Below are 6,840 nucleotides of genomic sequence, written 5' to 3' on the forward strand. Positions count from 1 at the left end.
CTCGCTTTACCGGAGGGAATATGAATACGCTGACTACAGCCCGCGCCTGCGGCATCGACTTTGGCACGTCCAACTCCACTGTTGGCTGGCTGCGCCCGCACGAGGCCACGCTGCTGACGCTGGAAGACGGCAAGATCACCCTGCCCTCGGTGGTGTTCTTCAATTACGAAGAAGATCATTCCGTGTTTGGCCGGCTGGCGCTGCAGGAATACATGGAAGGCTATGAAGGCCGACTGATGCGTTCGCTGAAAAGCCTGCTGGGCTCCAACCTGATCGACAGCCAGACCGAAGTGCAAGGCAAGGCGCTGCCATTCCGCCACCTGCTCAGCCTATTCATCCAGGAATTGAAGCTGCGCGCCGACCGCGCCGCCGATCGCCCCTTCGAGCAGGTAGTGCTGGGCCGCCCGGTGCATTTCGTCGACGACAATCCCAAGGCCGATGCCGAAGCCGAGGCCACGCTGGGCGAAATCGCGCGTCAGGTCGGCTTCAAGGATATTTCCTTCCAGTTCGAGCCCATCGCCGCCGCCTTCGACTACGAGGCTAGGCTGGGGCGCGAAGAACTGGTGCTCATCGTCGACATCGGCGGCGGCACCTCGGACTTCACCCTGATTCGGCTGGCGCCGGAACGCCACCGCCTGGACGAGCGCCGTGACGACATCCTCGCCACCGGCGGCGTCCATATCGGCGGCACGGATTTCGACAAACAATTGAGCCTGCATGGCGTGATGCCGCTGTTCGGCTTCAAGAGCCGGCTGCGCAACAACGCGGAGATGCCGTCCAGCCAGTATTTCAACCTGGCCACCTGGCACACCATCAACTTCGCCTACACCCGCAAGGCCTGGATGGACCTGCAGGACGTGCATCGCGACGCGGCGCAGCCGCAGGTGCTGGACCGCCTGTTCCGGCTGATACAGGACCGCGCCGGCCACCGGCTGGCGATGCAGGTGGAAATGGCCAAGATCGAGCTGTCGGACCAGGAACTGCACCGGCTGGACCTGAACCACATCGAAGCCGGTCTGCATTGCGAACTGAGCCGCGAGCAGTTCAACCACAGCATAGACACGATGCTGGGCCAGATCGGCGCCACCGTGCGCCGCTTGCTGAGCGACGCCTGCACCCAGGCCGATGACATCGACACCGTGTTCTTCACCGGCGGCTCCAGTGGCGTGCCGGCGCTGCGCGACAGCATCAAGCGCCTGCTGCCCCAGGCCCGTCACGTGGAAGGTGATCTGTTCGGCAGCATTGGCAGCGGCCTGGCGATCGAGGCCGCCAAGCGCTACGGCTGAACACCCGCGCGCCAATAGCAAAGGCCGGGCGATTTGCCCGGCCTTTTGCATGTCCGCTCCGCCTCAAGCGCCCGGCGCCGCCTTCTTGCCCTTGCGCCGCGCCTCCGGCGGCAGATCGAACTCGAACAGCTGCGCGGTGCGTCCAGTCTGCGATTGACAGGCTATCATCAGCGCGCGATTGATCGCCTCCTTCTTGCTGACGCCCCACCACTCTATCATCTTGTCCAGCGACTTCTGCGCATCGCGACTCAGCTCCACCGTCACCGACAGCTCCTGCAGACGGCTGCGGCGCAACTCGCGGCTGCGGCGCTTGCGCTCGGCCACCGTCATCGCGCGCTCGCCCAAGGGCTTGCGGCCCGGCTTTTTGCGGACGCCGCCAATCAGATCGAAGGTGTAGTGATCGCAAGGATCTTTCATGGTTTGAGTGACGGGTCACGGTCGTTGCTGAAGAGGGGCGCAAGGATAGCACAAAGCAAGCCCTGGCGGGCGTTCCGCGCGCTCCCGGCGCAAAATATCCCATTGCAATGAGGCGAACACAAAAAAACCCCGGCCTGGTGCCGGGGCAGACTCAATCAGCCGCCCTGAAGGCTGATCGAAAGCGACTCTACAGTTGAAGCATAGTCGCTGTTTCAGCTTTGCAAAGCCGGCTTTGACGTCCGCGCGCCACGCTCATTCGCTGCCGAACTCCCGCTCCAGTTCCGCCAGCGCCTGCCGCGTCACCCGCACCAGCATCAGCGCGCGCCGCAGCGGCTGGGCCTGCCCCAGCACCAGCTCTTCGAACGCCAGTTCGGTGACATCCTCGCCCGGCCCGTCCTGCTTGACGCCCATGCGGTTCAAATACAGAGTCTGCCACTCCAGCCGGAAATGCTCGGCCGGATGTTCCAGCACCTGGCGCACGGTCTCCAGCAATCCTTCCAGGCTCAGCGCGCCTCGCGCTTCGCGCAATTGGGGCTCGATTTCGTCCATGCGCCGCTGCACGCCTTCGCAGGTATCCGGCAAGGGCGCGCCGTCCGAGGAGCCATCCACCACGGTGCCGGCCTCGCAGCGCAGCACACTCATGCGCAGCTGCAAACGCGACATCTCATTGTCCAGCGTCTGGCGCAGCTGCTCCAGCAGGCTCAAGCGCCGGGCGATCACCGTGGTCAGCATTTCCTGACTGCGCCGCGCGCTGCTCTCTAGCAGCAGCTCGCGCGACGCGCAGGGCATCGCCAGCCGATGGCCGTCGAAGCTCACCACCTGCTGCGGCACCTCGCGCCGCAGCTCGCCCCCCTCCATCGCCACCCCCAAACGGCCAGTCTCGCTGCGCGCCATCGACAACAGAGCCCAGGCCTCGTCGCCCTGGCTTGCCGACAGGAAGAAATTGCGCAAGGGCTCGCTCTGCCGCAGGCAGGACAACAGGCTGGCCGGGCCGGAAAACAGCAGGCCCAGCCGTGGATCTTGCGCAAAGCCGCGCAGGGACAGGCACAAGGGCTCCGGCATCCGGCTCGGCAGTTCGGTCAGATAGGCCTGAGTGATGCGCATGCCGGGCGCCAAGGCCTGCTGGTAGCCGGATGACAAGCGCAGGCGCTTGTCGGTGGCGTCGACCAATAACTCGATCGCCTGCTCCTGCTCACGCTGGCGCCGCCGACTCTCGGCATCCAACCCCCATCGTTGCAACAAGCGCCCTAACATCCGTCCTCCGCTAAATAATCATCGATTCCACGCCGCCTAGAACGACTCGTCGTCGCGCAGATAGCGCCACTGCCCGGTGGGCAGATTGCCCAGCTTGACCTTGCCGATGCGAATGCGCTTCAAGCCCACCACGCGCAGCCCCACCAGTTCGCACATGCGGCGGATCTGGCGTTTCTTGCCCTCGCGCAGCACAAAGCGCAGCTGGTCCTCGTTCTGCCAGGCCACCGTGGCCGGCAGCAATTTTTTACCATCCAGCTCCAGGCCGTGGTTGAGCAGGCGCAAACCTTCGTCGGAAAGCTCGCCTTCCACCCGCACCAAGTACTCCTTGTCCACGCTGGAATGCTCGCCGATGACCTGCTTGGCCACGCGACCGTCCTGGGTCAGGATCAGCAGGCCCACTGAATCGATGTCCAAGCGGCCAGCCGGCGCCAGGCCCTTCAGATGTTGCGGCGAGAAACGGCGGCGGCTCTTGTCCTCGGTCCACTGGTTTTCCGGCTTGACCAGCACCACCGCCGGCTCGTAGCCATCCTCAGCCTGGCCGGACACATAGCCCATGGGCTTGTTCAGCAGGATGGTCACGCGCGAGGCCTGCGCGTCCTGCGCTTTCTTGTCCACCTCGATGAGGTTGTGCGGCAAAACCTTCTGCCCCAGGATGGCCACCTCGCCATCCACCTTCACCCATCCTTGTTCGATATAGCTATCCGCCTCGCGGCGCGAGCACAGCCCCAACTCGGCCATGCGTTTTGACAAGCGCACTGGTTCCATCATTTCATTCCGTCAATAAAAAAGCGGCTTGCGCGCGCCGCGGCATTCGCGCCGGCCCTCGCACTCAAGGCGAGAAGCAGGCCAAACCGCAAGCCATCGTCAAGTCCGCTGTTGCATTTTGCCCCTATTGTAGGGGATGCCGCCGCAACTGGCTACGCGACATCCTCGCCGCCGCTCAGCGCTCGTCAGACAGCGGCTGGTTCAGCAACCCGGTGCCGCGCACTTCCTCGCGGGTGGACAGCCGCCATTGCAGCACCTTGCCGCCGGGATCGAACAGCAGCACCAACTCTTTATCGAAGCGGTTCTGCGCGCCGATCAAGGGCGCCAGATCGGTGAAATTCTGCAATTGCGCCCGGTACTGAATGTAGCTGTAGACCCACAGCTCGCGCTCATTGGCGAACTTGATCCTGTCCTGCGGCTCGCCGAAAGCCGCCAGCACTTCTTGCCGGCCACCGCCGCGCTGCAACACGCGTTTCACCGCCGGCTCGTCCACGCCTTCCAATTGCTGGCTGCCGCTGCTGGCGCACGCGCTCAGCCAGCAGGCGCAGCATAGCGCCAATATCCGTCCCGGCCTCATTTGCCCCCCTCCGCCACCATGGGCTCCAGCACCACCAAGGCGTCATCGGACCACTCGCCCACCTCCAGCGGCACCGAGTACAAATACTCGCGCGGGTACGGCCATTGGAAAAACGGCGTGAATGGCTCGGCGCGGCCATACAGCCAGATCGCCGGCAGGGTGAACTGCCGGCCGCCCTCCTGCAAGGTGGCGCTGAACACCGGCTTGTCCGCGATGAACAGATACTGGGCGCGCCCTTGCTCATAGGGGTTCTTCTCCCCCTGCAAGCGCGTCAGCCCTTTGAGCATGGCCTCGCCCAAGGCCACCGAGGCCCGCCGCGCGCAAGCCACCACATCATCCTGGCACATGGCATTGGGCGGCGGCAGGCAGGCTACTTTGCGCTCATCGCGCAGGCTGACCCGCCCCTGCGCGCCCACCAGGCACTCCAACCGCAAATCGCCCAGCCGCCGGACATTGGCCGGCAGGCCGCTGCTGCGCACCACCGGCCGCCAGCTCAACTCCGCGGGCGGCAAGCTGGCCACCAGCCAGGCATTGCGCCGCTCCAGCCCCGCCAGTTGCGCCATGGTGAAGCTGTTGTCGCCGGCCAGCCGCAACGCGCCCTTGGTGCCGCCGCCATCGCGCCAGGCCAGGCCCACGCCCTGCCGCGGCGGATGCGGATACAGGCGGTAGCGCAGCTCGGCGCCCGGCGCCAGCGCGCGGAAGGCGTCGAACACCTCGCGCCCCTTGGCCAGTTCAGCATAGGCGTACACCGACTCCTTGCCCTGGGCGCGCAAACGCCCCGGCGTCTCAACCGCCGACGTTCCACTCGCCAATGCCGTCAGCACCAGCGCGGCGCAGGCATGCCTTCCCTCATTCCGCATCGCCACCTCCAAAAATTTGAAATGCATTTCATCAAGCAACAATCAAGCACATGCGATTTTATTTTGTTGCGACTTGAACAACAAGACACAGCCATCCATTACAATGGCGAGCAGCGACACGACGGCAAATTCCATGTAAATCACAGGGAGCGGGCATGATCTGTTTCAAGGAATACGAAGACTACGACGGCATCGGCCTGGCCCAGCTGATCGCCAGCGGCGAGATCGCGGCCAGCGAGGCGACGGCGGCCGCCCAGGCCAGGCTGGAACGATGGAATCCGGCGCTGAACGCGGTGTGCCTGCCGCTGCCGGAACAGGCCCAGGCGCAATTGGCGCAGCCGCAGGGCGGCGGCCCGCTCGCCGGCAGCCCGGTCTTGATCAAGGACTTGCTGGCCGATATCGCCGGCGTGCCCACCCGCAACGGCAGCCGTCTGTTCGACGGCTATGTCGCGCCGCGCGACGCCGAGATCATCCGACGCTACCGCCAGGGCGGCCTGATCTTCATCGGCAAGACCACCACGCCGGAACTGGGTCTCTGCCCTTATACCGAATCCGAAGTCTACGGTGCCAGCCGCAACCCCTGGAATCTGGCGCTGACGCCGGGCGGCTCCAGCGGCGGTTCTGCCGCGGCGGTGGCAGCCGGCATCGTGCCCATCGCCCATGGCGGCGATGGCGGCGGCTCCATCCGCATCCCCGCCTCCAACTGCGGCGTGTTCGGGCTCAAGCCCAGCCGCGGCCGCAGCCCAGCCGGCCCGGATTACAGCGAGGGCTGGCAAGGCCTGGTCTGCCAGCACGCGCTGACGCGCAGCGTGCGCGACAGCGCGGCGATGCTGGACCTGCTGGCCGGCAAGCCCAGCGGCGGCGAAGCCTATTACTGGCCCGCGCCGGAGCAAGACTTTCTCAGCGCGCACCAACGCGAGCCCGGCAAGCTGCGCATCGCCTGGACCAAGCGCCCCATTCTGGGCGGCGCGCTGCACGCGGATTGCGCCGCGGCGCTGGACGGCGCGCTGGCGCTGCTGGCCGGCCTGGGTCATGAAGTGGAGGAAGTCCAGCTGCCGCTGGCGCCGCCGGAAGACTATCAGCGCGCGATGCTGGTGCTGATCTGCGCCGAGATGGCCGGCCTGCTGCGCGACATCGAGCGCCAGACCGGCACCGCCGCGCGCTATTCGCAATTGGAACCGGCCAGCTGGGCGCTGGCGCGTTACGGCGAGCGGCTCAGCGCCGGCGAGCTGGCGTGGGCGCGCGGCTTCATCTGGTCGCAAACCCGGGCAATGGACGCCTTCCATCAAAGCTACGACGTGCTGGCCACGCCCGCGCTGAACCAGCCGCCGGCGCCGATCGGCAGCCTGGGGCCCAGCCCGGCCGAAGCGACGCTATCGCGCTGGATTCTGGGCAAGCTGGGTTGGGACTGGACATTGCGCTTCGGCCAGCTGATCCCGGAAACCTCGCGCCGGATGATGGAATACCTGGGCTGGACCATACCCTTCAATATGAGCGGACAGCCGGCAATGAGCGTGCCGCTGCACTGGAACGCCGCCGGCCTGCCGATAGGCGTGCAATTCGTCGCCCGTTGCGGCGATGAGCTGACGCTGCTGCGGCTGGCGCGCCAGCTGGAACAGGCCCAGCCCTGGGCGCAACGGCGACCGCCGACGCCTTAAGAGCCTGTTCAAAGTCTGCTGCG

The 6,840-nt window shown here is 65.8% G+C and carries 7 protein-coding genes; 2 read left to right on the forward strand and 5 right to left on the reverse strand.

Features of this window, described 5'->3' with window-relative positions:
- Positions 1 to 20: 20 nt before the first annotated feature.
- Positions 21 to 1,286, forward strand: a complete 1,266-nt coding sequence (locus VI26_RS15605; protein ID WP_048410671.1) for an Hsp70 family protein — start codon at positions 21 to 23, stop codon at positions 1,284 to 1,286.
- A gap of 63 nt (positions 1,287 to 1,349) precedes the next feature.
- On the opposite strand, the gene VI26_RS15610 is transcribed toward VI26_RS15605, so the two are convergent.
- From VI26_RS15610 to VI26_RS15630, 5 genes are all read right to left on the reverse strand, one after another.
- On the reverse strand, positions 1,350 to 1,703 hold the full coding sequence (locus tag VI26_RS15610) for a hypothetical protein (protein WP_048410672.1): 354 nt from the start codon (positions 1,701 to 1,703) through the stop codon (positions 1,350 to 1,352).
- Between the two features lie 252 nt (positions 1,704 to 1,955).
- Complete coding sequence (locus VI26_RS24615; RefSeq protein ID WP_053074452.1) at positions 1,956 to 2,927, reverse strand: hypothetical protein; 972 nt, start codon at positions 2,925 to 2,927, stop codon at positions 1,956 to 1,958.
- A 66-nt stretch (positions 2,928 to 2,993) separates the two neighbouring features.
- Positions 2,994 to 3,722 (reverse strand): pseudouridine synthase, encoded by a 729-nt coding sequence (locus VI26_RS15620; protein ID WP_048410674.1) that lies wholly within the window; start codon positions 3,720 to 3,722, stop codon positions 2,994 to 2,996.
- Between the two features lie 175 nt (positions 3,723 to 3,897).
- Positions 3,898 to 4,299: a hypothetical protein gene (locus VI26_RS15625; RefSeq protein WP_156183902.1), complete on the reverse strand. Its 402-nt coding sequence runs from the start codon at positions 4,297 to 4,299 to the stop codon at positions 3,898 to 3,900.
- On the reverse strand, positions 4,296 to 5,159 hold the full coding sequence (locus VI26_RS15630; RefSeq protein WP_156183903.1) for a hypothetical protein: 864 nt from the start codon (positions 5,157 to 5,159) through the stop codon (positions 4,296 to 4,298). The genes VI26_RS15625 and VI26_RS15630 overlap by 4 nt, the downstream gene beginning before the upstream one ends.
- 155 nt (positions 5,160 to 5,314) lie before the next feature.
- On the opposite strand from VI26_RS15630, the gene VI26_RS15635 reads away from it, so the two are divergent.
- The gene (locus VI26_RS15635) at positions 5,315 to 6,817 is read left to right on the forward strand and encodes an amidase (RefSeq protein WP_053074453.1); all 1,503 of its coding nucleotides are present in this window, start codon (positions 5,315 to 5,317) and stop codon (positions 6,815 to 6,817) included.
- Positions 6,818 to 6,840: the final 23 nt, after the last annotated feature.

The sequence above is a fragment of the Chromobacterium sp. LK1 genome (genome assembly GCF_001043555.1).
GTDB lineage: Bacteria > Pseudomonadota > Gammaproteobacteria > Burkholderiales > Chromobacteriaceae > Chromobacterium > Chromobacterium aquaticum.

Excerpts from the sequence above, each read along its gene's own strand:
- VI26_RS15605 (WP_048410671.1), top strand. The coding sequence starts at position 21 with ATGAATACGCTGACTACAGCCCGCGCCTGCGGCATCGACTTTGGCACG.
- VI26_RS15610 (WP_048410672.1), bottom strand. The coding sequence starts at position 1,703 with ATGAAAGATCCTTGCGATCACTACACCTTCGATCTGATTGGCGGCGTC.
- VI26_RS15620 (WP_048410674.1), bottom strand. The coding sequence starts at position 3,722 with ATGGAACCAGTGCGCTTGTCAAAACGCATGGCCGAGTTGGGGCTGTGC.
- VI26_RS15625 (WP_156183902.1), bottom strand. The coding sequence starts at position 4,299 with ATGAGGCCGGGACGGATATTGGCGCTATGCTGCGCCTGCTGGCTGAGC.
- VI26_RS15630 (WP_156183903.1), bottom strand. The coding sequence starts at position 5,159 with ATGCGGAATGAGGGAAGGCATGCCTGCGCCGCGCTGGTGCTGACGGCA.
- VI26_RS15635 (WP_053074453.1), top strand. The coding sequence starts at position 5,315 with ATGATCTGTTTCAAGGAATACGAAGACTACGACGGCATCGGCCTGGCC.